The organism is Glutamicibacter bergerei, assembly GCF_054495185.1.
The window spans coordinates 640423-662938 of sequence record NZ_CM137131.1 but is presented as its reverse complement, the minus strand read 5'-3'; the positions used below and the strand labels follow the sequence as shown (position 1 = coordinate 662938).

The 22516-nt window shown below is 55.6% G+C and carries 20 protein-coding genes; 7 read left to right on the top strand and 13 right to left on the bottom strand.

Annotation, left to right across the window (positions count from 1 at the left end; all coding sequences use genetic code 11):
• The first annotated feature begins 151 nt into the window (after nt 1–151).
• On the top strand, nt 152–1162 hold the full coding sequence (locus ACX5K5_RS03080) for an adenosine deaminase (protein ID WP_459175011.1): 1011 nt from the start codon (nt 152–154) through the stop codon (nt 1160–1162).
• 78 nt (nt 1163–1240) lie between these two features.
• On the opposite strand, the gene ACX5K5_RS03075 is transcribed toward ACX5K5_RS03080, so the two are convergent.
• From ACX5K5_RS03075 to ACX5K5_RS03050, 6 genes are all read right to left on the bottom strand, one after another.
• A complete protein-coding gene (locus ACX5K5_RS03075; RefSeq protein ID WP_443458869.1) occupies nt 1241–2047 on the bottom strand; it encodes a putative hydro-lyase in 807 nt (268 codons plus the stop codon).
• 29 nt (nt 2048–2076) lie between these two features.
• Complete coding sequence (locus ACX5K5_RS03070) at nt 2077–3294, bottom strand: NRAMP family divalent metal transporter (RefSeq protein WP_188684217.1); 1218 nt, start codon at nt 3292–3294, stop codon at nt 2077–2079.
• Between the two features lie 246 nt (nt 3295–3540).
• On the bottom strand, nt 3541–3663 hold the full coding sequence (gene ykgO, locus ACX5K5_RS03065; RefSeq protein WP_188684215.1) for a type B 50S ribosomal protein L36: 123 nt from the start codon (nt 3661–3663) through the stop codon (nt 3541–3543).
• The gene (locus ACX5K5_RS03060) at nt 3660–4763 is read right to left on the bottom strand and encodes a GTP-binding protein (protein ID WP_459175010.1); all 1104 of its coding nucleotides are present in this window, start codon (nt 4761–4763) and stop codon (nt 3660–3662) included. Before ACX5K5_RS03060 ends, ykgO begins: the two co-directional genes overlap by 4 nt.
• A 124-nt stretch (nt 4764–4887) precedes the next feature.
• Nucleotides 4888–6558, bottom strand: coding sequence for a bifunctional phosphoribosylaminoimidazolecarboxamide formyltransferase/IMP cyclohydrolase (gene purH, locus ACX5K5_RS03055; protein WP_459175009.1), 1671 nt, complete (start codon nt 6556–6558; stop codon nt 4888–4890).
• A 102-nt stretch (nt 6559–6660) separates the two neighbouring features.
• Nucleotides 6661–7377 (bottom strand): DUF4303 domain-containing protein, encoded by a 717-nt coding sequence (locus tag ACX5K5_RS03050; RefSeq protein WP_443461787.1) that lies wholly within the window; start codon nt 7375–7377, stop codon nt 6661–6663.
• Between the two features lie 188 nt (nt 7378–7565).
• Between ACX5K5_RS03050 and ACX5K5_RS03045 the strand changes: the two genes are divergently transcribed.
• A complete protein-coding gene (locus tag ACX5K5_RS03045; RefSeq protein WP_443438384.1) occupies nt 7566–8903 on the top strand; it encodes an MFS transporter in 1338 nt (445 codons plus the stop codon).
• Nucleotides 8904–9083: 180 nt separating this feature from the next.
• Here ACX5K5_RS03045 and ACX5K5_RS03040 read toward each other — a convergent pair whose 3' ends face one another.
• Entirely contained in the window at nt 9084–9974 is an 891-nt protein-coding gene (locus ACX5K5_RS03040) for an N-acetylglucosamine kinase (RefSeq protein WP_442346879.1), read from the bottom strand.
• 240 nt (nt 9975–10214) lie between these two features.
• Between ACX5K5_RS03040 and ACX5K5_RS03035 the strand changes: the two genes are divergently transcribed.
• Nucleotides 10215–13229: an alpha-mannosidase gene (locus ACX5K5_RS03035; protein ID WP_459175008.1), complete on the top strand. Its 3015-nt coding sequence runs from the start codon at nt 10215–10217 to the stop codon at nt 13227–13229.
• A 76-nt stretch (nt 13230–13305) separates the two neighbouring features.
• Here ACX5K5_RS03035 and ACX5K5_RS03030 read toward each other — a convergent pair whose 3' ends face one another.
• Together ACX5K5_RS03030 and purN are read right to left on the bottom strand one after the other, a co-directional pair.
• Nucleotides 13306–14820, bottom strand: coding sequence for an SDR family NAD(P)-dependent oxidoreductase (locus ACX5K5_RS03030; RefSeq protein ID WP_096253697.1), 1515 nt, complete (start codon nt 14818–14820; stop codon nt 13306–13308).
• 33 nt (nt 14821–14853) lie between these two features.
• Nucleotides 14854–15423, bottom strand: coding sequence for a phosphoribosylglycinamide formyltransferase (purN, locus tag ACX5K5_RS03025; RefSeq protein ID WP_346060442.1), 570 nt, complete (start codon nt 15421–15423; stop codon nt 14854–14856).
• A gap of 128 nt (nt 15424–15551) precedes the next feature.
• Between purN and ACX5K5_RS03020 the strand changes: the two genes are divergently transcribed.
• Both ACX5K5_RS03020 and ACX5K5_RS03015 read left to right on the top strand, forming a co-directional pair.
• Complete coding sequence (locus ACX5K5_RS03020) at nt 15552–16073, top strand: methyltransferase type 12 (RefSeq protein ID WP_096253699.1); 522 nt, start codon at nt 15552–15554, stop codon at nt 16071–16073.
• Between the two features lie 109 nt (nt 16074–16182).
• Nucleotides 16183–16818 (top strand): hypothetical protein, encoded by a 636-nt coding sequence (locus ACX5K5_RS03015; RefSeq protein ID WP_096253700.1) that lies wholly within the window; start codon nt 16183–16185, stop codon nt 16816–16818.
• Between the two features lie 24 nt (nt 16819–16842).
• On the opposite strand, the gene ACX5K5_RS03010 is transcribed toward ACX5K5_RS03015, so the two are convergent.
• The 4 genes from ACX5K5_RS03010 to ACX5K5_RS02995 form a co-directional block, all read right to left on the bottom strand.
• Nucleotides 16843–18213 carry a cell division protein PerM gene (locus ACX5K5_RS03010; protein WP_240520414.1) on the bottom strand — a complete coding sequence of 457 codons (1371 nt, stop codon included), beginning with the start codon at nt 18211–18213 and terminating at the stop codon, nt 16843–16845.
• A gap of 21 nt (nt 18214–18234) precedes the next feature.
• On the bottom strand, nt 18235–19044 hold the full coding sequence (locus ACX5K5_RS03005; protein WP_170947676.1) for an aldolase/citrate lyase family protein: 810 nt from the start codon (nt 19042–19044) through the stop codon (nt 18235–18237).
• Nucleotides 19029–19814: a 2-oxo-hept-4-ene-1,7-dioate hydratase gene (gene hpaH / locus ACX5K5_RS03000; protein WP_096253701.1), complete on the bottom strand. Its 786-nt coding sequence runs from the start codon at nt 19812–19814 to the stop codon at nt 19029–19031. The genes ACX5K5_RS03005 and hpaH overlap by 16 nt, the downstream gene beginning before the upstream one ends.
• 155 nt (nt 19815–19969) lie before the next feature.
• Nucleotides 19970–20656, bottom strand: coding sequence for a CE1759 family FMN reductase (locus tag ACX5K5_RS02995; RefSeq protein WP_346060443.1), 687 nt, complete (start codon nt 20654–20656; stop codon nt 19970–19972).
• A gap of 150 nt (nt 20657–20806) precedes the next feature.
• On the opposite strand from ACX5K5_RS02995, the gene kynA reads away from it, so the two are divergent.
• Both kynA and ACX5K5_RS02985 read left to right on the top strand, forming a co-directional pair.
• The gene (gene kynA, locus ACX5K5_RS02990; protein WP_096253740.1) at nt 20807–21676 is read left to right on the top strand and encodes a tryptophan 2,3-dioxygenase; all 870 of its coding nucleotides are present in this window, start codon (nt 20807–20809) and stop codon (nt 21674–21676) included.
• Nucleotides 21663–22502, top strand: a complete 840-nt coding sequence (locus tag ACX5K5_RS02985) for a PaaX family transcriptional regulator (RefSeq protein ID WP_443449861.1) — start codon at nt 21663–21665, stop codon at nt 22500–22502. The genes kynA and ACX5K5_RS02985 overlap by 14 nt, the downstream gene beginning before the upstream one ends.
• The last annotated feature ends 14 nt before the right edge of the window (nt 22503–22516 follow it).

The following is a 22516-nucleotide window of genomic DNA, read 5'->3' as shown; positions in this document are numbered from 1 at the left end:
ATCAATCACACGGGTATCGTTAAAATAGACTGATGGGGACTTCGATTCGTTTCTCTCCTCGAAGCGTTGCCATCTCGTGCCAATAATTCATCGCATCCAAAACGCATCAGACCCAGGTATTCAAAATTGTGATTCCTTGGAAGGAACCTTCGTGATATTGCCCCTTGCTGAATTACATATCCATTTGGAAGGATCTCTGGAACCGGAGACTATTTTCGCTTTGGCTTCCAAGAATGGGATAGACCTGCCCTATGAGTCCGTCGAAGAACTACGCGCACACTACGAATTCAACAACCTGCAGTCGTTCCTCGATCTTTTCTACGCCAATATGGCAGTACTACGCACAAGCGAAGATTTCAAAGAAATCACGACCGCGTACCTGAACCGCGCGCACGCTTCCCGGGTGCGGCATGTGGAACTATTTTTTGATCCGCAGGCACACATTGAACGCGGCCTGTCGCTGTCCGAGGTCATTTCCGGGATACGCGCTGGGCTCGAAGAGGCCGAGCAACGATGGGGTGTGACCCATAAACTTATCGCCTGCTTCTGGCGTCATGCTCCGGCTGCTTCAGCCATGGAAATCCTGAAAATGATTGTCACCGAAAACCATGCCATCGACGGGATCGGCTTGGACTCCTCCGAGCTGGGATTCCCGCCAGAGCTCTTCGAAGAGGTCTTCAGCTACGCACGCGAGCACGGCCTGCATGTCGTGGCCCATGCCGGCGAAGAAGGCCCAGCTGATTACATCCGCCAAGCACTGGACGTCTTGAAGGTTGAGCGTGTCGACCACGGTATCCGCTGCATGGACGATCCTGAGCTGGTGGCTCGCTTGGTCAAAGAGCAGATGCCACTGACCGTATGCCCCTTGTCTAATGTGCGTTTGCGTGCGGTAGAGACTCTAGCCGATCATCCCTTGCCACAGATGCTCGAAGCTGGTTTAAAGGTTTCCTTGCACTCCGATGACCCGGCCTACTTTGGTGGCTATTTAGACGCCAATATTTCTGCGGTGGCCGAACAGTTCAGCCTGACTGTCAGCGATCTGGCTACGCTGGCCCGCAACTCCTTTGAAGGCTCATTTCTTGATGAGGCTGCAAGGAAGTCACGTTTAGCTGAAGTGGATGCTTGGTTGGCTCTGCAATTGGATACCACGCGCAGAGACTAAGCGTTCAAATTAGAAGTGCCGCGATTCCTTGGGGGCGGAATCGCGGCACTGGACTCAATCCGTTGCTAGTACTTGGGGTTACGGCACCTGATATTGCGAGTCCCTGGCGTCGGTGATTAGCATATGCCCGGGGGCATGTCCGATCGCCAGCGTAGGACGGGATTCCATGACAGCGGCCTGTGGGGACACGCCGCATGCCCAGAAAACTGGAATCGCTCCGTCCGGCATAAGGGGGGCATCGCCGAAGTCTGGTTTTCCCAGATCTGTGATGCCGATTTCTTCGGGGTTTCCCACGTGAACTGGGGCCCCATGAACCGCTGGATAGCGGGAGGTAATGCGCACTGCGTCGGCCACCTGAGCGGCCGGAATCGGACGCATTGAAACCACCATCGGCCCGGTGAGGCTCCCGGCCGAAGCGCTGCGGATGCTCGACTTATACATAGGCACGTTAGTGCCGTGGTCGATGTGCGCAATACTGATGCCATTTTCGATCAGGGCTGCTTCGAAAGTGAAGGAGCACCCGACAATGAATGTCACCAGATCATCCCGCCAGTATTCGGTGAGATCTGTCGGTTCGGCAATCTTCTCGCCGTTTTCATAGACCGTGTACTTGGGCAGGTCGGTGCGGATATCTCCGTCAACCAGTAGTTCATTACTGGTCTGCCCTGCTTCAAGTACTCCCAGAATGGGGCATGATTTGGGATTGCGCTGGGCGAAGAGGAGGACATCAAATGCCAGGTCTTTCGGAACGATGATCAGGTTAGCTTGTGCGTAGCCGGCACTGTAGCCAGCTGTTGGTACGCTCAGACCCGCTCGGAATAGCTCACGCGCTTCCTCAGGTGTCAGTCCTGCTCGTGTGCTGCGTTCTGGTTGTTCGAGTTTCATGATGTCTGCCTCTCCGAGTTAGTTGGTTTTTAGACCCAGAGCTTGGCTAGGCCGGTTAGTGACATCCACCCAAGATAGATGGTCAGCACCCAAGTCAATGCACCGATGATCAGTAGCCATGCCGGGTATTTGTAGTTGTCCAGAAGGTCGCGGCGACGCCAGGCAACCCAGAGGAGAACCGCAAATCCGACGGGCAGGATCAGTCCGTTGAAAGCCCCGGCGAAGATCAGCAGGGTCTGTGGAGCCTGTCCGAGGAACAGGTAGATTACCGCGCAGACTGCAATGAATGCGACAGTGATCAGGTTGCGAGTGCGTTCGTTGGTCGTGGACTTGGTGACGAAGGATACCGACGTATATGCGGCACCGATAACTGATGTCAGCGCAGCAGACCAGAGGATCACGCCGAAAGTCCGTATGCCGATTTCTCCGGCAGCTGCTCCGAATGCCTCTGCTGCTTTGTTATCACTGGTCAATGCGACACCACCGGCGACTACGCCGAAGATCGCGAGGAACAGCAGAACTCGCATGACGCCGGTGATGATGATACTGACTACCGAGGTGCGGCTGACTGCTTTGACGTGCTCAACACCGGAGGTGCCCGAATCGATCATGCGGTGCGCTCCGGCGTATGTAATATAACCGCCCACGGTGCCACCGATCAGCGTGGTGATGACCAAGAAGTCAATATTTTCAGGCATCACGGTGTTCTTCAATGCTTCACCAACAGGTGGCGCGGCAACGATTGCTACGTAAAGCATCAAGAGAATCATCAACGCTCCGAGGAGCACTACAATCCGGTCCAGTGCCATCCCGGCTTTTTTAGACAAGAAGACGAGAATGGCGATAAGCGCCGAGATTGCTCCACCGATTTTCGCGTCAACGCCCAGCATCGCGTTCAGCCCAAGGCCGGTTCCGGCGATATTTCCGATGTTGAAGACCACACCGCCGACAAAGACGAGTGCTGCGAGGAACCATCCAACGCCTGGAAGTACCTTATTGCCCAGTTCTTGGGCACGCATTCCGGAGACGCCAATAACACGCCAGACGTTGAGCTGGACTGCAATATCAACCAAAATCGAAACGACAATCGCGAAGGCGAAGGACGCGCCGAGCTTGACCGTGAATTCCGACGTCTGGGTGATGAAACCCGGCCCAATGGCGCTTGTGGCCATGAGGAACATTGCCCCCATAAGGGCGGTCCGCCGAGCTTTGGAGCTCATCTGCGGCTTGATCTCTGAATTTGCCATGGTTCCATCCATAACTATCGGTGGTGATTGCGCTCACCTTCGCGAGTGATGAGTAGTACATTACAGGTTGTTGAACAATCTGCGCAAGGGGTTGTTGAACAATCCTATTCCGGGCAACTCGAAGCACCCGTCTGACCAGAACCTACATACCAAAAACAATCGCACAAGAATCGTTTAAAAACGACACCTCGGCACGCAAAAGCACATTTTCTGGCTTTCGAGAACCGAGGTGTTTCCCGGATGGATTTAGCCCTGGCGAGCCTTCATCCGTGGATTCTTCTTATTGATCACAAATATCCTGCCGCGGCGGCGGACCACTTGAGCACCGGGCATCTTTTTCAGCGCCCGGATCGAATTCCTAACTTTCATTCATTTTCACCTCGCTTCCATTCATTGTGCTGTTGCTGCCCTGGATCCAATGCACCCGAAGCACCATGCAGAGCCAAGAGCTGCCTATCGCTGAGTTCACAAGGCTCCAGCAGCGCCCTCACCTCGGCTTCGCAGTGCTCCGAACCAGTCAGCTCAAGGTGGGTGCAGGCAATATCGCCTTCCCAGGCGCCGGTTGATTCCAGCCAGATTCGAGGTCCGGCCCCAGTGAGGGCCACGCGCACACCGGGACAACTGGCCATCCAGAGCGTCCCTCGAATACACATGCACGTAGCTGCAAGATCCGGCAGTACCTCACGGAACCGATCGGCATCTAGCGGCCGTTCAACCTTGATGAGGATCTTTGTACCACCCACATCCGTGGCGCCAGAGCCGTGCTGAAAGTGGCCGGGGCGGGATCTGCGAAGCGCGTCGTCACGGTCATAGGCACCCAACGCGACCTTGCCCTGCGCGGAGGTGAGCGTGGCGTGCGGTGCCAAATCACGTATTAGCTTCATTCCACGCCTGAATTGCTCGCCGGAAGAATTCAAGTGCCCGGCGGATTCGCCTAGTAGTGCAACACTCAACCCTTCGACGAACAACAGGCTGTCAGCCAGCGCAATTTCGCGGATCAGGAACTCTCCGGCAGTGCGCTCATCATTGGCCATGGCATTAAATCCCGACTCCCACAGGTTCCTGCGGTCCCAGAACTGGTCTTCCACGGCGGCGGGATCCAGAGCCAGAGCAACTTGGTCGATCGCAACGCCACGCCCTTCGAGCTCGGTGCTCACGATGTCCAAAACTTGATCACTATGCCAAGTCGCCGGCAACGACTGAATGATTACCGCATCCTCGTTCTGGGGCAACAGGCGCAATAGGGTCGGAAGGATTTCAAACCGGACCGCGCAACCGACGCATCCATGTTCGAGCACGGATTCTGCGCGTTCACTGGCGTTGATGTTTCCTTCCACCCGGCGCAGTACACGATTTCCCTCGAGGAGATCGTGGCTGATCACCAGCGCCTGGGGGTACTCGCTCAGCAGGCGCTGGACCGCTGCATCACGGCAGTGAACTTCTAAGGATGAGACAAAAATAAGCTTCATAGCACTAGAGCTTACATGAGAATGATTCTCAATATTAGTAATGCGTAACCTGTGTTAAAAGACGACGGGCCGCTCAAGTCATCGTCTACCGATAACTTGAGCGGCCCGTGCCGCGGGGAACCTCTTAGTGGAAGAAGTGGCGTGCCCCGGTGAAGTACATGGTGATGCCGGCCGCGTTAGCGGCGGCAACTACTTCCTCGTCGCGAACCGATCCACCTGGCTGCACGACTGCCGTAACACCGGCATCCAAGAGAATCTGCAGACCGTCAGCGAATGGGAAGAACGCATCCGAAGCCGCGACGGCTCCCTGACTGCGCTGCTCAGACTGTGCGCCGTCGACGTTTTCTGCGCCGCCGGCTGCATCTGCACCTGATTCAACTTTCACCCCGAGGGTGTTAGCACGCTCGACCGCAAGCTTGCACGAATCCACGCGGTTGACCTGGCCCATACCAATACCAACGGCTGCGCCGTCCTTAGCAATCAGAATTGCGTTGGACTTCGCTGCGCGCACCGCACGCCAAGCAAAGGCCAAGTCTGCCAAAGTTTTTTCATCCGCTGCCGCGCCGGCTGCAAGAGTCCAGTTAGCCACGTCGTCACCGGCTGCGGTGATCTGATCCCCAGCTTGTACCAGCATGCCACCGGAAACCTGACGGAATTCATTGGCATTACGTGCATAACCTTCTGGCAGGGCCAGCAGGCGGATGTTTTTCTTAGCCGAAAGGATTTCCACGGCTTCTGGCTCGAAGTTAGGTGCGATAACAACCTCGGTGAAGATGCCCTTAACCGTTTCTGCCATCGCCATGGTGACGGTGCGGTTGGCGGCGATAACGCCACCAAAGGCCGAAACCGGGTCGGTGGCATGTGCCTTGGCGTGCGCGTCAGCAATTGGATCTACGGCATCTGGGGAAGCTACCGCGACACCACAAGGGTTCGCGTGCTTGATGACCGCTACCGCTGGCTGCTCAAAATCAAAAGCCGCACGCAATGCCGCATCGGCATCCACATAGTTGTTGTAGCTCATCGGCTTGCCGTGCAACTGGTCAGCCTGTGCGATGCCGGCAGGAGCTGCCTCATCAACATACAAGGCTGCCTGCTGGTGTGGGTTTTCGCCGTAGCGCAGCACCTCGGCGCGCTGCAAGGCAACACCGGAGTAAGCTGGCCAATCGATCACGCCGTCGCCGTCTTCATCCAAGAACTGGCTGGCGGTCCATGATGCCACTGCGGTGTCGTAGGCTGCGGTGTGTGCGTAAGCCTTAGCGGCGAGACGCTGACGGGTCTTCAGATCGAAGCCACCCTCTGCAGCGGCCTCGACGACCTGTGAGTAGAACGATGGGTCAACCACGATGGACACTGCTGCGTGATTCTTTGCAGCCGAGCGGACCATAGCTGGACCGCCAATATCGATCTGCTCAACCACTTCGTCCTGGCTGGCGCCCGAGGCGACGGTCTGCACGAAGGGGTAGAGGTTCACCACGACTAGGTCGATCTGGTCGATGTCCATGGAGGACAGGGTGTCCATGTGCTCGCTCACGCGGCGGTCGGCAAGAATGCCACCATGGATGCGTGGGTGCAAGGTCTTCACCCGGCCATCGAGCATTTCCGGGGAGCCGGTAACCTGCTCTACTTCGGTGACTGGAATTCCTGCCGCCGCGATCTTCTTCGCGGTCGAACCGGTGGAGACCAACTGCACGCCAGCTTTATGCAACCCAGCGGCCAGTTCCTCCAGCCCAGTCTTGTCATACACGGAAATCAACGCGCGGCGAATAGCTACACGGTCCAAGACGGTCTTACTCACGAAAATGCTCTCCCGGCGGTGAGATGAAAAGGGGCGGGCGGCCATAGACCGCCGCACCTATTCTAGCGCCGGAAGCTAAAGACTGAGCAGTTCATGTCGGGGCTATTGAACTGGCTGTTCTAGCTGCGGAAAATGCTCATCAAGTTGTTGTGGGGTCAGACAGAGTTCTAGGAGTTTTTCTGCATGATCATCATCGGCAACGTAGGCAACCAGATCCACCTTGGTGCGTTCATTCAACTCTTCACGAATCGAATGAGCTACCGCGACGAGGGTGTGATAATAACGTTTGATCGTATTTTCCCATCCCTCTTGCGTGGCTTGCTCGGTCATTGCATCAGACCAGATTTGTGCCGCAGGATCTTGGCATAATTCAATGGAAGACCAGTGCCAATCGCTTGGCTCCCACTTATCCGAGTAGAAACTGTCGTTGTCGTCGGCTTCGAGATCCGCTTCGATAGCTTCTAAGACCTGGTCAAGGTCTTCAGTGTCTTCTTCACTATCGTCTGCTGATTGTGCGGACTCATCATCCTGCTCGTTATCGGAATCTATGAGTCCTTCACCGCGCAGTTGTTCCTCGCTTTGCGCATCCGATCGGTCCTCGTAGTCGGCATCCTCATCGAGGTCTTCGCCGCGCTCCACGAGAAGCTCTCGCGACTCGCTTTGTCGGTCCCGCTCGAGTGCTTCCACAGAATTAAGCGCCAGCAACGGCATGGAGATATTTTCACTCTCTGTGGTGCTGACCCCATGCAGGGCGATGGCATAAAAATTCTGCTCCGGGTGCTCAGCAATCACTTCTGCCGCGTGTCGAAGGGCAGCCACCCGTATTGCCTCTTCGAGAGCGGTCCAATCTACTCCCATGACCAGAGAATACTCCCATATGCCTTGTCATAACAGGTCTTGACGAAGCTACGGAATAAGCGTAATGAGGTGCATGGGACTCAAGGTTTCGGTATGCTTCGTGGCGAACGTGCCACACTTTGTGAGGCCCATAGGAAAGGCTACTCAAGGTGCCAACTGCCACCATTCCCTCCGGTACACAAGTTGTGCAGGAACTGCCCTTTAAATGGAAGGTCCAGGGCACCATCTTCATCATCGGTGGCCTAGGTTTCATGTTTGATGCCTGGGACGTGACCCTCAACGGCGCCCTGATCCCATTGGTGGCCGCCGAATGGGGTCTGGATCGACCCACCGCAGCGTTGCTGGGAACCTCAAATTTGGTGGGTATGGCCATTGGCGCCTTCCTTTGGGGCGGTATCGCGGACAAGTACGGACGCAAGAATGCTTTTTCGCTGACCTTACTGATGTTCTCGGTATTTACCGTGCTCGGTGCGCTCTCCCCCAATTTTGGATTTTTTGTGGCCTTCCGGTTCCTCGCAGGAGTTGGCTTAGGCGGCTGCATTCCGGTGGATTATGCGTTAGTCGGGGAGTTCACGCCAGCAAAACTGCGCGGTCGGGTACTGACCGCAATGGATGGCTGGTGGCCTATCGGTGCCGCGTTGTCCTTCTTTGTTTCCGGATGGGTGATGGCTACGTCTGGGAACTGGCGACTCATTCTTGGGGTCATGATTCTGCCTGCGTTTATGGTGTTCTTGGTTCGGCTGAAAATGCCCGAGTCACCCTTGTTCCTCGCCGCAAAGGGTCGCGAGGCCGAAGCCCGTGAAGTCATCGATGATCTGGTGCGGCGTACCGGAGCGACACCACGGGACTACGCCATCGAAGCCATCCCGCCAGGCAAGGGCACCCGCTGGTGGGAGCAAGTTGTTGAATTGTGGCGTTATTCGGCAAAACTGACCGCAACAAGCTGGCTTTTGTTCATCACCGTCTTACTTGTCTACTACCTTGCACTGACGTGGCTGCCTACCATTCTGACCGAAGCAGGCATGGCGCAGTCCGCCTCCTTCTTCGCCACCGCGGTGATGGCGCTCATGGGTCTGCTCGGAGTGGTGGTTGCTGCCGTGCTGGTTGAGCGGGTAGGGCGCAAATGGTTGCTCGGAATCTCGGCACCACTCTCGGGATTGATCCTGGTTGTAGTGGCGCTCAGCCTTGACGCACCAGCCACCGCGGTAGCTTGGATTCTCGTCTTTGGTGTCATCGTGCAAATTGCTATCCCGGTGCTTTATGCCTATGTTTCCGAGCTCTACCCCACCGAACTGCGAGCTAGCGGCTTTGGCTGGGCTTCAACGATGTCGCGTTTTGCCGCTGGTTTTGGCCCACTACTTTTTGCTGCCTTGTGGCCAATCGTTGGACTGCCGTGGCTCTTCGCGGGGGCTACCGTGTTGGTCATCGTGGCCATGTTGGTGATGGCGCGTTTCGCTCCGGAAACTCGAGGGCTTCAACTGGACTAGCTGTGCTGGCAACCGCCGAGATCTTTGGACTGCCTTTGTCCCTAGGACACGTGGGCCGGTGAGGCCTTTGTTGTTGCTGTCCCCTACGGTGTGGATTGGTGCGACGATACCGGGACGAACAACCGAGTTGATGGTGCGTTAACGATCGCTCGCACCTCAATCGTCCTACCGAGCGAACCTTTAGGTATTACCGACTAATCCGGCCAGGAACGCCACCCCATAAACCGGACTTTGATCCAAGAATCGTAGGTCATGGAATCCTGCGGAACCTAGTTCCGCGCGTAACCGTTGCTGATAAATCCTCTGGTGTTCAATCACTCCCCCGCCAAGCACAATGGGTCCGGTGAGTTCTAGCTGTTTGGCGACCTCACTGATGCTTGCCACGACGTAAGTGGCGGCGCGATCAAGAATTTCTTCGGCCGCCGCATCTCCCGCAGTGATGGCGTCAAAAACTACCGAGGCACATTGCGCCCAGTATTCGCGAGTGGTTTGACCGTGAAAGAGCGCAATGAGTTCTTCCCGATGCTCGCAACCGCAGTGCTCTAGTAGCAGAGATGTCAGCACAGAACGCTGCTGTCCGCGGTTAAACTCATCCAAAGCATGGCGTACCGCTTCACGCCCAAACCAGTAGCCTGCGCCTTCATCACCTAAGAGATATCCCCAACCGCCGTAGCGAGCGGTTCGCTCAAAAGAGTTCACACCCCAAATTGCAGAGCCGGTACCGAGGATCACCGCAATTCCGGTCTGCGCGTAACCTGCGGCAAGGATCAGCCTCGTATCGTGCACGATACGCACCTCGGCTTTCGGAGCGAACCGTTCGATCAGCCCGCTCAGTGCCAGTTCATCGGCGTCCGTATCTATTCCCCCGGAGCCGGCAATTACCAAATCAACGGGCTCATCGCCGAGCGCAGTGAATGCTTCACGCAGCGCTTGTTGGGCTTGCTCCACGCTCACGTTTTGCACATTTGCGCTGCCGGTTCGAGCCTCGGCCACTACCTGATCTCCTAGGTAACGCACCGCATGGGTTTTAGTTCCGCCGATATCCAACGCGACTAAGCGCAGGGGTGCCACGGGGGCGGGATGCCTTAATTCCATGCAGTCGTCTACCGTCAAATCGTGGATGTCCTTGTTTCGTCTAATCTTGGCACATTTATTCATTGCCGGAGCAGGAAATATCATTACTTAACGGATACCTGATTTTCTCGAACCGGGCATGTGAGAGTGCGGTGGACACTGAATACGGCAACTTATTCGATAGTCTGAAAGCAAGCTTATTCTTCTCAAGGAACGTCGTTTCCGCGAAAGGCATTCATGCATGATGACATCTCTTTGACCACCGGGCGCGTCAAGCGCGTGCTCGATGAACGTATCCGCCCTATGGTCTACTCGGATTCAATTCCCTTAGAGGTGTCATGGCATGAGCTCACCGGCGAACCAATCCCGGCGTTAGAAGGCATTGCCCTGGATTACACAGAAACTCAGGTCGGCACCCAATGGGGCGCTGCCTGGGGTACTACGTGGTTTAAATTACGTGGTCAGGTTCCTGAACATTGGGCAGGACGCCGTGTGGAAGCCGTCATTGATCTCGGATTTGATATCAATATGAGCGGATTTCAATGCGAAGGGCTCATCTATCGTCCCGACGGCGTTACTATCAAAGCGTTGAACCCACGCAACCAATGGGTGCCGGTAAGCGAGAGCGCCGACGGTGGGGAGCAACTCGAGCTATTCCTAGAAGCAGCTTCTAACCCGGTACTTCTTGACTACCATCCCTTCCTGCCCACCGAACAGGGCGACATCCTCACCTCTTCTCCGCGCAAGCTCTACACCATCCGTCGCATGGACCTGGCTGTCTTCGAGCCAACAGTCCACGACCTAGTGCTTGACCTTGAAGTCTTGCTGGATCTGCAAGCCCAGTTGCCTGAGGGGCCGCGCCGCATGCAGATTCTGCAAGCGCTAGATAACTCGATGGATGTGCTGGATTTGCAGCACATTGTGCAGACCGCGCAGGCCGCGCGTGACCAGCTGGTTCAGGTACTGGCAGCACCGGCAGAACATAGTGCTCATAAGATTTCTGCCATCGGCCACTCGCATATCGATTCGGCATGGCTCTGGCCACTGCGCGAAACCATTCGAAAGGTCTCACGGACCTGCTCATCCATGGTGGAACTGCTAGATTACGATGAGGAATTCATCTACGGCATGTCGAGCGCACAACAGTACGCTTGGCTCAAAGAGCACCGCCCCGAGGTCTGGGAACGGGTGAAGAAGGCAGTAGCCGACGGACGTTTCCTCCCCTTGGGTGGAATGTGGGTGGAATCTGACACCGTCATGCCCTCGGGTGAATCCTTAGTACGACAGTTCCTCTACGGACAGAAATTCTTCCGTGACGAATTTGGCATCACTTCGGCAGGCGTCTGGTTACCTGATTCCTTCGGCTATTCTCCGGCGTTGCCGCAGCTAATGCGCCGGGCAGGATTTGAATGGTTCTTCACTCAGAAAATTTCTTGGAACCAACAGAACAAGTTCCCCCACCACAGTTTCCTTTGGGAAGGAATTGATGGCTCACGAATTTTCAGCCACTTCCCCTCGATGGATACCTATAATTCCCAGCTCTCCGGTGAAGAAGTTGCTAAAGCTTCCCGCCAGTTCCGCGAAGCCCGCGTCACCAACAATTCAATCGCACCAGTTGGCTGGGGAGATGGAGGTGGCGGAACCACACGCGAAATGACAGGCAAAGCCCGCCGTCTGGCGAACCTTGAAGGCAGCGCCATGGTGAAGTGGGAGCATCCAAATGACTTCTTCGACCGTGCGCAACAAGAAATGCCGTCTCCACCGGTGTGGGTCGGCGAGCTCTATCTTGAGCTTCACCGCGCGACACTCACCAGTCAGCATCAAACCAAACAGGGAAACCGTCGCACCGAGCAACTACTCGTTGAAGCGGAACTGTGGGCTGCGACGGCCAGCATTTATGCAGGCACTCAGTACCCTTATGAGCAGATCGATTCGATGTGGCAAACAGTTCTGCTACATCAGTTCCATGACATCCTCCCGGGCACCTCGATCGCCTGGGTGCACCGTGAGGTCGTAGCGCGTTACGCGCAGGTTATCGAACAAGCTGAGGCGCTGATTGCCGCATCTCAGCAGGCACTTGCCGGTACCGGTTCAAGGACGCTGACCTTTAACTCAGCTCCCTACGAGCGCTCTGGGCTTCCTTTCGGCGCGGCCGGCGTAGTCGAAACGACCAGTGGCGAGGCAGTTCACGCGGTCCAGCAGAACAACGGATATCTGCTCGAAAATTCGCTCGTACGCATTTTTGTGACCTCCGAAGGGTTAGTCACCTCAGCGGTAGATTTGTCGACCGGACGCGATGTGATCGCCCAAGGACAAGAAGCGAACTTACTGCAGCTACATCAGGACTTCCCGAATATGTGGGATGCCTGGGATGTAGATAAGTACTACCGCAATCAGGTCACCGACCTGCGCGAGATTGAGTCGATTCAGCTTTCTCAAGATTCCGATGGAAGCGCGAAGTTGAGCATTGTGCGAAGCTTCTCAAACTCCAAGGTGGTGCAGGAACTGGTGCTGGCCCCTGGATCACGCACGCTGCAGATCACGCAGAGCACCGACTGGCATGAGGCGGAGAAATTCCTTAAGGTCGCCTTCCCGTTGGATATTCGTGCAGAGCACACCATCGCGGAGACCCAGTTTGGATATCACCAACGCGTCACACATGTGAACACCAGTTGGGAAGCTGCGAAGTTCGAGACCTCCATGCATCGTTTTGTACTTGCACAGGAAACGGGCTTCGGTGCAGCTCTGATCAACGATTCAATTTACGGTTTTGATGTCACCCGTGATTCCACCGAGGCCGGGATCTCAACCACGCTTAGGCTATCGCTACTGCGCGCTCCACGGTTCCCAGATCCGCATACTGACCAGGGCCTTCAGTCTCACCGTTATGGGTTGGTCATTGGCGCCGATATCGCTTCGGCCACCGAAGCGGGTGCGCTGCTAAATAGCGCAGAGCATGTCATTAGCGGAGCTCGGTCTGTAGACCCATTGGTGCGCCTCGAAGGTGCGGGCCTCGTGGTGTCCAGCGTGAAGCTAGCTTCGGACCAGTCCGGAGACTTAGTAGTGCGCGTATACGAGTCACTCGGACGCAGAGCGCGCGGAACCCTGCAGATCAATACGCAGTTCACCTCTGTAAAAACTGTGACGCTGCTAGAAGACCCGTTGGCAGATGAAACAACCAAGGTAGTAGATGACGCTGTTCAACTGACCTTAGGCGCCTTCGAGGTACGAACCGTACGATTTAAACTTTAGGTTCAATCACCAAGAGAGTAGGGTTCCAGCCACCGGCTGGGACCCTACTCTCTTGGTCAGTTACGTCGGGTCTTACTCACCACGGGGACGGTTCGTAATCCTTGAGAAAACAGCCGTACAGATCAATACCGCGTTCGCCATCAACTATCGGCTGGTAAACACGTGCCGCACCATCGATCAGATCCAACGGTGCATGCCACCCTTCGGCCACCATACGAACCTTTGAATCGTGAGGCCGCTCATCGGTAATCCACCCGGTATCCACGGCAGACATCAAAATTCGATCGGTCTGCAGCATTTCTTCCGCGCTCGTGCGGGTGAGCATATTTAGCGAGGCTTTGGCCATGTTGGTATGCGGGTGGCCTGCACCCTTGTAGCGGCGCGAAAACTGCCCCTCCATAGCGGAGACATTCACAATATATTTACGGTGCGCGTCCGAAGCCGCTAGTGCCGGACGCAGCCTGGAGGCCAGCAAGAAGGGAGCGGTCACATTGCACAACTGCACTTCGAGCATCTCTAGAGCATCCACATTTCCAAGGATCTGAGTCCAAGAATTTTCGGTGACCACGTCGGGGACCAAACCACCAGCATCGATGGCAGTTCCAGCGCTGATGCGTTCTAAGCTTGCCGACCCAGCGGTCATCGCAGCCTCGGCGAGCGCTTGCGCGTCATAGTAGGAGTTTTCCGAAGCCGCGAGCAGCGCGGAGTCTTCGAGTCCCAGAGCGCTGGCTAGCGCCTTGGGGTGCTCGGACGGCGGGTTGGCTTCGCCCCAGATTTCAGGGCCACCCTGGGAAAATTCAAGTTCTGCAGGTAGTTGCTGATCTTCCGCTTCGATCAGGTGCTGATAGGAGTTCGAGGTGCGGCGCACCGTCTGAGCGGCGTTGTTGATCAAGATGTCTAAGGCCCCCTCGCCAGCAACTCGGTCAGCCAGCGAGATCACCTGGGCGGGGTCACGCAGATCAATGCCGACGATCCGCAGCCGGTGGATCCAGTGAGCAGCGTCTTCCACTGCGGCAAAGCGTCGGGCGGCGTCTCTGGGGAAGCGGGTGGTGATGGTCGTATGCGCGCCATCACGTAATAGGCGAAGCGCAATGTGCATACCAATTTTTGCCCGTCCGCCGGTTAGTAGCGCACGTTTACCACTGAGGTCTGCCCGAGCGTCTCGGCGTTCCCGGCCTGCAGCCGCGCACTCGGGACACAGGTAGTGGTGGAAGGCGTCAACTGTGGTGTACCGCCTTTTACAGATATAGCATCCGCGCGGTCGTAAGTACTCCCCGGCGGTAAGATCTTCGGTGCCGGAGCTCAGATCAAGGCCGAGGGTCTCGTCATCCAGGCGTTGTGGGGAGCCAGTGGCGGTGCGTTCAATGGCTGCGCGATCTGCCGCGGTGATCTCTGCGCGCTTTTGCGACTTCCGGTAACGCTTGGCTGCCTTGAACATATTGCTCGTGGCACGGCGCACAGCAATATGCCGCTCGTCTTCACTGGGAAGTCGATGCACTATCCCCAGGACTTTCAGCGCCGTCATCAATTCGGCGTCGGTGAAGAGGGGCTCATTGCCAGCCGGTTCGGCCAAGTCTGAATGTTCGCTCATATCGCCATCCATTCTACGTTGACCTACGGTTAGCTATTTGTTCCGAGCCAAGTCGCCTAGGGTGGCAATGAGCAGGCGGCGTTCGACCACTTTGATGCGCTCATGCAAGGTTTCTTCGGTGTCTTCATCTAGAACTGCCACGGATTCTTGGCGCAGAATCGGGCCGGTGTCCACCCCTGCATCGGCAATATGTACCGTGCACCCAGTGACCTTAACACCGTACGCAAGCGCGTCACGCACTCCGTGCGCACCTGGGAACGAGGGAAGCAATGCCGGATGAGTGTTGATGTAGGTACCGTCAAATGCGTTAATGAACTCTTCGCCTACGATGCGCATGAATCCCGAGGAAACCACATAGTCAGGCTGGTATGACTGGCATTTTTGAGTCAATGCGTGGTTCCATTCGGCACGGTCTTCGTAGTCTTTGAAATTAACCACAAATGTTTCGATGCCGGCAGCTTCGGAACGCTCGACACCGTAGGTCCCATGCTTGTCAGCACCAACCGCTGCGATCTCTACATCAGCTAATTCCTTGCTGGCGACGGCGTCGATAACCGACTGAAGATTCGAACCAGTTCCGGAGACAAGTACAACAATGCGCATAGTAGCCATTCTACGGTTCACGGTGCCCTCACTTTACATACCGCACGGCAGGTGAAGTAACAGTGCTCACACACGCCAATTCACTGCGCCTAGACTGTGCTCAAGAGCAACCAGCATAGGAGCTTGTCATGACCGAGATCATCCCAGATGAGAAGAACTGGACCTTCGTTCTGGAATCTATCTGCACCCAATGCCATCATGATGTGCGTGCGGTTTCCCCTGCACAGGTGATTGAGCAACTACCCCAGTTCGTAGACCGCTATTTACTTGCTTTACACCGTCCGCAAGCGAAAGTTCGAACCGACCCTGCGCGCTGGAGTGATCAAGAGTATGTGGTTCATGTCGCCGAGATGTTAATAACGATGACCGCACGCCTGAAGCTGATGACGAGCAAAGATGATCCGACCTTCCCTGATTGGGATCAGGATCAAGCAGCCGAAAAAGGTCACTACAACGAGCTGGATACCTATACAGCTGCCACCCGGTTGCGAACTTCTGCGTCGCTTTACATTCAGAATTTGGCGGCAATCGATCCGACTGCCTATTACCGTCAAGGATTGCGCTCAAATGGTGCCGCATTTACCGTCGCAACCCTAAACCAATATGCCTGGCACGACGTATTGCACCATATGTGGGACTTGAAGGCATAGAGATTTACTAGGTCATATTTATTTCATTCGATATTTTGGTTCGGCGAATCTCGGTGTTTAGACTTCTAGCTAGGCACCTAGTCCGTCACCGATCAAGGAACTGAAAAATATGAAGATTCGACACAGCGCTAAGGTCTTCGCGTTAACACTCACCGGCCTCATGATGGTTTCCGGGTGTTCTAGCCAGGATTCTAAAGTCGAAGAATCACAATCTCCACCTTCCGCGGCCGAGCTCATGCCGCGACTCGTTGACGAAGCGACCGACAAGGATCAACTTCCCGAAGGATTTGAGGCCAGCGGCACCTACACTGCGGACTCGCTACGCCACCTTGCCAATTCGGGATATGGAGAGCATTTTGTGGCGGAGGGCGAAGACGGTGAGCTGTGCCTGCTCACCGTCGCAGCTCCCAAGGAACAAGGTGTCGACCCCGAGGTTGCTTCGTCCACCTGTCCACCTGTTCAGCACGTGTTGGACAACGGCATTCTGTTAGAAGTCACCGGGGGTGAATCAAGCTTTGATGTTGTCAGCTACTTACTGCCACCGGATATTTCCGAGCAGAGCGCTACGGAAGCTATTAAGGAGCTGGTCCCCGACAATCACAGCGAGCTACGCCCTCCGGTCGAGATCATCTCCGCGGATTCAGCGGTCTTGCTCGTGATGACTTCGCAGACTTCTCAGCAACTTGGCGAGTTTCAGCTCCCGCGGGCCAACGGTGATTCGTTGACATTACGTCCGATCCGTTAATGCTTCGCCTACGCGTAAGAGTAGTTAGCCTTCCAGTACTGGATCGGTTTCGAACAGTGGTGCCACCAGATAGCCAATAGCTGTACCTAGTCCGATTTGTAATGCTAGGGCACCGGCCGTGACCCACATATGTGGCCCTAACTCGGTCAGCCTCCCTATGGCTAAAGAACCCGAGGACAGCCACGAACCGGCTAGACTCACCAGACCTGCAGCGATTCCGGTGAACACTGCTAAGCACAGTGTCGAGACGCCAAGCGAAAGAATGTTGAAGGGGATGCGACGGGCAAACCAATCCTCAAGGTGGTTTTCACCCACGCGAAGGAAGTACCAACCAGCAACGATTCCCGCGAGCACCGGCAACAACAGGAATAACCATTGATTTCCTGCCTCGCCCGATGGCAATGCGGCGAATAGCGGCATCGAAGGTAGCGGACCCACGGTCGTTTCGAGCGTTGAGAGGGTACTGCCAGCTCCAATGCTGAACCCGCCACCGCTAATCCAGGAAAGTACCCAGAACACGGCGTTCGGGATGAGTCCGAGCTGCAGTAAGGTGAGCGCGAAGGATCCGATAGGCCCTGGGCGCAGCTCTTGGTAAATATTTGCGACATCGGCCCAGTGCAAGCCTACGGTGATGCTCATGAGAATTCCGGAAATGGCTACCGCGGCCATATATCCAATGAACCCTGCCACGATCACGTGCCATACATAGGTTCCGGCCCATCGGCGGTGCGGGGAAATGCGCGAAATATGCGCCGCGACGTCTACACCGATCAGTCTGCCCCAAGAACCTGCTTCACGGCGTGCACCAAAAATCAGTCCGACAAAAGCGATGATCAAAGGGATAAACGTAGCCGATATGAGGTTGGCCTTGGCGTAAGAATTACTAGCCAAAAATGCCACTCCGGTGCCGATAGCTCCGTAGGTGATAAAGGCTCCGGCCAAACCTTGCCACAGCTGGTCGGTGTAGGAGGCTCTGGCGATACGCCGGCCGGCACGCCAACAAAAGATGAAGGGCAATAGGCTCAACCCCAAAGGCAGCAAAGTTAATATACCTGAAACCGCGCTCGGGTCCGCTTCCGGACCGAGGTTTAGCACTTCAAGTGGCACCCCATGAATGAGAAGCCACAGCAACCCACCAAATTGCAGGATCGTCTCAAATGAATTTTCGAGGAATCCACCGCTGAAATACACCGCGACCAGAGGCACGGTTAACAGTGCCATGCAGAAAACGATGGACTGTACAATTTCGAATACACCCTGCAGGGCAAGAGGCATTGGCCATCCGTTGCGTAGACGCAACATCACGGCTTTCATGGGTTTCTTTTCGCGGCTCATCATCTTCAATGGTGCCACCATTGGCGTCGCCCGTTGAGAATCGACGCGCAACGGTGACACATCACCTCCCCGATGCAGGTATCAGTAGCTCGCTGGGGCGGAGCTTTGTGATTCACCCTTAAAACTTGCTGCGAGTGCCTCGGTAGCTCGGGCCAACAGTGCAACATCGGCACCGACGCCCACATAGTCGGCACCGGCTTCGATGTACTTGCGTGCGCTGGCTTGATCGAAAGCATTAACGCCTGCGTATTTTCCGGCAGACTTTGCGGCCTGAATCGATTTTATTACCCCGGCGACCACGTCTGGGTGGCCCTGTTGTCCAATAACCCCCATGGAGGCGGCAAGGTCTGACGGGCCGATAAAGATCCCGTCGATTCCTTCGGTGGCCACGATATCCGCAACATTGCTTACAGCCTCGGCCGATTCGATCTGCACCATCACGGTGATAGTCTCCGCCGCACGGGTGAGGTAGTCCGGTATGCGGTTCCAGCGGGCCGAACGAGCCAACGCCGAACCGACACCACGGACGCCCAATGGTGGGTAATTGCAGGCCGCTACCGCCGCTGCGGCTTGCTGCGCGTCATTAACCATCGGGATGATTAGTGACTGCACGCCAAGATCTAAGAACTGCTTGATAACTACCGGATCATTAACCGGCGGGCGAACCACTGGAATTGTAGGGTAACCGCGGACCGCCTGGAGCTGTGCAAGCACATTTTGCAGATCGTTTGGCGAATGCTCGGCATCAATGAAGAGCCAGTCAAAGCCGGCACCCGCACAGATCTCTGCATTTAGTGCTGAGGCAGAGCAGACCCAGATACCGGTTAAAGCATGATCAGCACCGCGCAAGGCGTCTTTCAGCGATGGGTCTGGCTCTACTCGAAATGACATGTCACTGTTCCCATCGGTCCGTAGTCGGCAAAGACTGTGTCATTTTCATTGACCCACATAGGTCGGGTGAATGAACCGGCCAAGATGATCTCTCCGGCTTTGAGTTTGTCTCCGTGTGGCGCGATTTTGTTGGCCAGCCAGTACACGCCGGCGGCCGGGTGGTTAAGCACACCTGCGGCGACGCCGGTTTCTTCCACCGTCTGGTTCTTGAAGAGAATGCCCGAGACCCAACGCAGGTCGATTGCATCAGGCTTCATGGGATTTCCGCCCATGACCATCGCACCCATGGCCGCGTTGTCGCTAATGGTGTCGACGATGGTACGCCCTTCCATCTCCACGCGAGCATCGAGGATTTCTAAGGCTGGAATGACATATTCGGTGGCTTCAAGTACATCGAAAATATTCGCGTTCGGGCCCTCAATATCCTTCTTCAGCTTGAAGGCAAGTTCCATCTCGACGCGTGCACCGGTAAAGTCAGACCATTTAAAACTGGCGCCCGAGTCGTAGAGCATGTCATCGAAGATGATCCCGTAATCTGGCTCGGTAATACCCGTAGCCATCTGCATGGCCCGCGAGGTCAACCCGATCTTGCGTCCTACGAGTTTGCGTCCGGCGGCTTCCGAGCGCTGACGCCAGAGGTTCTGGACGCGGTAAGAATCTTCCACCGTCATCTCTGGGTAGCGCGCAGTTAGTCGCGGAACCGGAGTGCGAGTGGCTCCTGCTTCGACAAGTTCATCGGCAATAGCCGTGATAGTTTCCTCGGATAGCATCGACGGCTACACCTTTCGCTTTCGAGTTACACCTGCGTGAGCACCGTGGATGATGTAGCTCACAAGGAATAATGCTATCGAGCTTCAAGGCTTCTGGCACATCGTACTAACATTCATACCCCTAATATTTAGCGCAGTGATGCCAAATCTATGCTTTAGCTTCTGCTTCCTTGCACGCTTGCTAGCAAGGCTTCAAAAGGAAGAGTTGTCAGCGGATCGTTGGGATTAGCGGTATCGCTGACCGATGGCGCAATCGAACGCGTATCACCTAAATCGCTATCTGACTGCAAGGCTCCCCCATCGGCAGACAAGGCTACAACGACTTCGCGAGCTGCTCGGCGGGTTCGCTCGGACAGGGTTCCGGCAAGCCCTTGGCCGCCAAAGTCTTCGGAGGCGGCAAATACAGTGGTCGGCATAACCTGAGTACGCAGGTAGGAGAAAATTGGCCGCATGGCGTAATCAACGGCGAGCTGATGACGCTGCGAACCGGCGGTTGCGGCCAGAACAACTGGTTTTGCTTCTAATGACCGCGGATCCAGAATATCGATAAAGGATTTAAACAGTCCCGATACTGAAGCAGAGAAGACCGGAGTGACGGACACCAATACATCCGATGCGACCACCGCATCGATAATCTTCTGCAGCGCCGGAGGAGCGAAGCCGGTGAGCATGTTGTTTACAATCTCGTGGGCGTACTCACGTAGTTCTACGTTAAGCACATCAGCTTGGATGCCAGCGACGGCAAGTTCAGTAGCGACACTTTCGCCAATCTGACGCCCCAAAAGTGAAGTGCTCGAAGGGTTACCCAGACCACCAGAGATGACCACGATTGACTTGCTCATTTTCTCATCCTCGATTCAACTTTATATGCGTATGCATGTAATAACGAGAGTATCGCAGAATCTATTCCAGAATTCCGGAAAGTTTGCGAACTCACATTCACTGATTTTCAGTATTGTGACGCTCGCCAAGGAATTGATATGATCTACCTCATGAGCAATGAACAAGCTAAGCCCGCAAATCAACGCGACATCGAGTCCGGTGTCCGTACCGACTTCCGAAATGCCATGTCCTACGGAAGCTACCTGGATCTGGAACGAATTCTCTCCGCACAGCATCCGGTAAGCGTTCCAGAGCACCACGATGAAATGCTGTTCATCATCCAGCACCAAACCAGCGAGCTCTGGCTCAAGTTGATGCTGCATGAAATGCTCGAAGCGCGCCGGCTGATCGAGGCCGATGACCTAAGCAAGGCACTCAAATGCCTCGCCCGCGTAAAGCACATTCAGAAAACCCTGACCGAGCAATGGTCCGTACTGGCCACACTGACGCCGCGCGAATATGCACAGTTCCGCGGGTTCCTTGGCTCGTCATCAGGCTTTCAGTCATTCCAATACCGGGCTGTGGAATTCATCCTCGGCAACAAACACGAAGGAATGCTCAAAGTACACGAGGCAGATCCACAGGCCCATGCGACACTCACGCAACTGTTGCACGAGCCGACACTGTACGACGCGTTCTTAGCCGCACTCTCCCGCCAAGGATATAAAATTCCTGCCGAAATCCTCGAACGCGATGTCACCAAACCCTGGGAATACCAAGAATCCCTACTCCCGGTGTTCAAGGAAATCTACGAGTCCGAAGATACCGCGTGGAACCTCTATCAGGCCTGTGAAGATTTGGTCGATGTCGAAGACAACTTCCAGGCTTGGCGCTTCCGCCATATGCGCGTGGTGCAACGAACCATTGGTTTCAAAACAGGTACCGGAGGATCCTCCGGCGTGAGCTTCCTTAAACGAGCCCTCGACCTGACGTTCTTCCCAGAACTATTTGCGGTGCGCACCGAAATTGGCGCCAGCTAACTCCCTAGCCGCGTTCGCTCTCGACGATTTTGAGTCACGCTTTGGTAGCGCAGCATCGGTGGTGCGAACCATCGCCGGCCTATACCTTCGCCACCAGAGCGCGCCTATCCCCCGACCTCGGATTATCGAGCTCGCCTGCGCGGTAGGAATTTCCTCTCCCGCAGCACAAACAGCCATCTCTCGGCTCATCGAACGTGGACTGTTAGAAACGGTGCAATCGGGCGAGCTGACAGTCACTGTTCCCGCCAAGGCGATGTTTGCCCGCGGCAATAGACGGATCTTTACGCCACGGCACATGTCGAACGCAGATCGCTGGGTATTAGTTGCCTTCTCCGTGCCTGAATCACTGCGCGCACTACGCCATCAGCTACGCAAACATTTCATTCAGCTCGGTGGCGGACTGGTCTCGGCAGGCCTTTGGATCTTTCCCGAATACCTTCATGCCGAGGTATTAGAAGTGCTCAATGCGCTCAAGGCTCGAACGTACGCGACTCTTTTTGTTACTCAAACTCCTCAGTACCCCGGGGATGCCCAACAAGCCGCGGCGCAGTGGTGGGATCTAGCAAAGATTTCAAAGCTGCATCATGCATTCCTTACAGCTACCGCAGGACTCGACGCAACCTCAGGTGACGAACGCGTTGCCTACCGAAGCTACGTCACTCTCATCGATGCGTGGCGCGCTATACCTTACCTAGACCCAGGGCTTCCCGAAACGATGCTTCCAGAGGACTGGCCAGGACAGGAAAGCCGACAGCGTTTCTTGGAAATATCAGGATCCTACGAGGGCCGGGCGCGGAGGTACGCTTCCTTACTACTAGGTCACTAACTATACGTAGCGAA

Excerpts from the sequence above, each read along its gene's own strand:
- ACX5K5_RS03075 (WP_443458869.1), bottom strand. The coding sequence starts at position 2,047 with ATGAAACTCGAACAACCAGAACGCAGCACACGAGCAGGACTGACACCT.
- ACX5K5_RS03070 (WP_188684217.1), bottom strand. The coding sequence starts at position 3,294 with ATGGCAAATTCAGAGATCAAGCCGCAGATGAGCTCCAAAGCTCGGCGG.
- ykgO (WP_188684215.1), bottom strand. The coding sequence starts at position 3,663 with ATGAAAGTTAGGAATTCGATCCGGGCGCTGAAAAAGATGCCCGGTGCT.
- ACX5K5_RS03060 (WP_459175010.1), bottom strand. The coding sequence starts at position 4,763 with ATGAAGCTTATTTTTGTCTCATCCTTAGAAGTTCACTGCCGTGATGCA.
- ACX5K5_RS03035 (WP_459175008.1), top strand. The coding sequence starts at position 10,215 with ATGCATGATGACATCTCTTTGACCACCGGGCGCGTCAAGCGCGTGCTC.
- ACX5K5_RS03030 (WP_096253697.1), bottom strand. The coding sequence starts at position 14,820 with ATGAGCGAACATTCAGACTTGGCCGAACCGGCTGGCAATGAGCCCCTC.
- purN (WP_346060442.1), bottom strand. The coding sequence starts at position 15,423 with ATGCGCATTGTTGTACTTGTCTCCGGAACTGGTTCGAATCTTCAGTCG.
- ACX5K5_RS03020 (WP_096253699.1), top strand. The coding sequence starts at position 15,552 with ATGACCGAGATCATCCCAGATGAGAAGAACTGGACCTTCGTTCTGGAA.
- ACX5K5_RS03015 (WP_096253700.1), top strand. The coding sequence starts at position 16,183 with ATGAAGATTCGACACAGCGCTAAGGTCTTCGCGTTAACACTCACCGGC.
- ACX5K5_RS03005 (WP_170947676.1), bottom strand. The coding sequence starts at position 19,044 with ATGTCATTTCGAGTAGAGCCAGACCCATCGCTGAAAGACGCCTTGCGC.
- hpaH (WP_096253701.1), bottom strand. The coding sequence starts at position 19,814 with ATGCTATCCGAGGAAACTATCACGGCTATTGCCGATGAACTTGTCGAA.
- ACX5K5_RS02995 (WP_346060443.1), bottom strand. The coding sequence starts at position 20,656 with ATGAGCAAGTCAATCGTGGTCATCTCTGGTGGTCTGGGTAACCCTTCG.
- kynA (WP_096253740.1), top strand. The coding sequence starts at position 20,807 with ATGAGCAATGAACAAGCTAAGCCCGCAAATCAACGCGACATCGAGTCC.